At 67.2% G+C, this 2,402-nt stretch carries 1 protein-coding gene and 1 pseudogene; both read right to left on the bottom strand.

What is annotated here, in order from left to right:
* Positions 1 to 1,588 (bottom strand): GH25 family lysozyme (locus Y704_RS18480; RefSeq protein WP_275451049.1); only part of this gene is annotated, 1,588 nt, incomplete at its 3' end.
* A 77-nt stretch (positions 1,589 to 1,665) separates the two neighbouring features.
* Positions 1,666 to 2,402: pseudogene (locus Y704_RS0102520) on the bottom strand (lysozyme M1); the annotation flags it as partial.

Raw genomic sequence — 2,402 nt, 5'->3', positions numbered from 1 at the left:
AGGTCTGGTAGCAGCCGCCGTCCCGGATGCCGCAGATCTCCCCGTTGGTGGGGAAGCCAAGGACGCTGTTCTCGGCTCCGGCTGCCCGGTAGGTGTTACGGATCTCCCCGCTCCGGCTGAGGTGAGCTCCGCTGGCGGCGGAGAAGAGCACTTCACCGCCCTGGAAGGCCTGGTAGCAGCCGTTGTCCTTGATGCCGCAGCCCTGGGCCCGCAGGGGATAACCCATGGGCCCGTTCTGCGCACCGGAATTGAGCCAGGCCGTGCGCAGGGTACCGTTCAGCGTGGCCGCCGCGCCGGAGCCTGCTGACCACAACACCGCACCATTGGCATAGCCCCGGTAACAGCCGTTGTCCTTCAAACCGCACACAACCTCCGACACCGGCGCGCCCAGGGTCGGCGTCGACGCGGCAGCACCATCAATGAACGGCTTCGCCACCGCCTCCCGCGACAGGGGAGCCGGAACCGAAGGTCCATTGCGTGCGAAGTCGCGCAGGCTGGTGAGATCGCCGCGCCACTGGTTCCAATCGCCCACCACGGGCCCGGAGTCGGTGTACTGCCACAGGTTGTAGTTGCTCCAACCGGACGGCATGGTGCCCGCCGACGAATTGCTGTAGCGGGCCAGGTGAAGCGGTTGGTCCCCGAAGGCACTTGAGTTGCCGGTGCACGTGTTCCACCAGTCAGCGGTCGTGTAGATCATGGGAACGCGGCCGGTCAGTTGAACCATCCGGTTGGAGAAGTCCCGGATCCAGGTGACCGTCTGGGACGGGGTCATGTTGTAGCAGCTGTTGCCCAGGGAGGCATAAGGGTTGTACTCGACGTCGAGGAGCGGGGGGAGGGTCTTGCCGTCCGGCGACCACCCGCCTCCGTTCCGGACGAAGTAGTCTGCCTGGGTTCTTCCGTCCGACAGGCTGGGCAGGGCGAAGTGGTACGCCCCGCGCAGCATGCCCGCTGCCTCGGCTCCCGCGTACTGCTGGGCGAAGAATGGGTTGAGGTAGTTGGTGTTCTCGGTGGCCTTGACGTAGGCGAAACGTGATCCGTAGTTCCAGGCCCCGGTCCAGTCGACCGTGCCCTGATGGCTGCTGACATCAACGCCAAGCACCCCTCCGGGGGTCCAGTAGTTCGTCGCCGCAGCGAACGAATCGGGAGTCGTGGAATCCGTCGCCGCACCATTTCGTGCAGCCGCCATCAGGCCCCGCTCCTCGCTGGTGGGTACCTGCGGGTTGCCATGCTCGGCGATCCGGGCGAGCCCCTGGCCGAGGCTCGCACCCTGGAGCCTCTGTGCCAGCTCGTCCTCCGCTGAAAGCACCGGGGGAGCGCCCGCGGGGGGCTCGGATGCAGCCGTCGTGGGCGGCTCCGACGTCCCGGACCCGGGCACCTCGGATTCGGCCGACGGCTCAGGGAGATTACCAGCGACGGGCCCCGGCCCCGCCGTTGAAACCGGTTCCGGCGTTCCTGAAGGAAGCGATTCGCTCGACGGCGGCGCATCGAAAGTGTCGGCTACCGCAGCAACCGGAGTCAGCAGGCCGACGAGCAGGGATGCGAGCAGCGCGGACCGGCACGCCAGACGCAGGGTGTTCGATGATTTCACGGCAGAATCTCCAGATCGTTGACGCTGTGCGACAGGCAGTGGATCAGCCCGGTAGTGCAGAGGTGTTTTTGCGGCTGTTATCGCTGTGTCATGCGGACTCCGGTGGTGGGGGTCCAGGTGAGGGTTCCGTTGCGGAAGGTTTGGGTGCATTGGTTGGTGGTGCAGGTTTGGGTGGTGGTGGGGTAGCCGAGGGTGCCGTTTTCGGCTCCCTGGGCGCGGTAGGTGGTGCGGATGGGTCCGGTGATGGTGGGGTGGCCGTTGGTGGCGGGGGACCAGAGGATCTCGCCGTTTTGGAAGGATTGGTAGCAGCCGCTGTCGCGGAGTCCGCAGATTTCGGTGTTGACGGGGTAGCCCAGGATTCCGTTTTCGGCTCCTGCTGCCCGGTAGGCGTCGCGGATGCCGCCCTGGCGGCTGAGGTGCGCTCCGGTGGCGGCGGACCAGAAGATCTCGCCGCGCTGGAAGGACTGGTAGCAGCCGCCGTCGCGGATGCCGCAGATTTCCCTGTTGACGGGGTAGCCGAGGGTGCCGGCTTCTGCGCCTGCGGCCCGGTAGGCGGTGCGGATGCCGCCGTGGTGGGTGAATTGGGCGCCGGTGGCGGCGGACCAGAGGATTTCGCCTCGTTGGTAGGCCTGGTAGCAGCCGCCGTCCCGAAGGCCGCAGGTTTCCGCGCCGGTGGGGTAGCCGAGGATTCCGCTTTCGGCTCCCTGGGCCCGGTAGGCGTTGCGGATGCCGCCCTGCCGGCTGAGGTGCGCTCCGCTGGCGGCAGACCAGAGCACTTCGCCGCCCTGGAAGGTCTGGTAGCAGCCGCCGTCCC

Source organism: Arthrobacter sp. Br18 (genome assembly GCF_000520555.1).
Lineage (GTDB): Bacteria > Actinomycetota > Actinomycetes > Actinomycetales > Micrococcaceae > Arthrobacter_D.
This window is presented reverse-complemented; position numbering and strand designations above follow the sequence as displayed.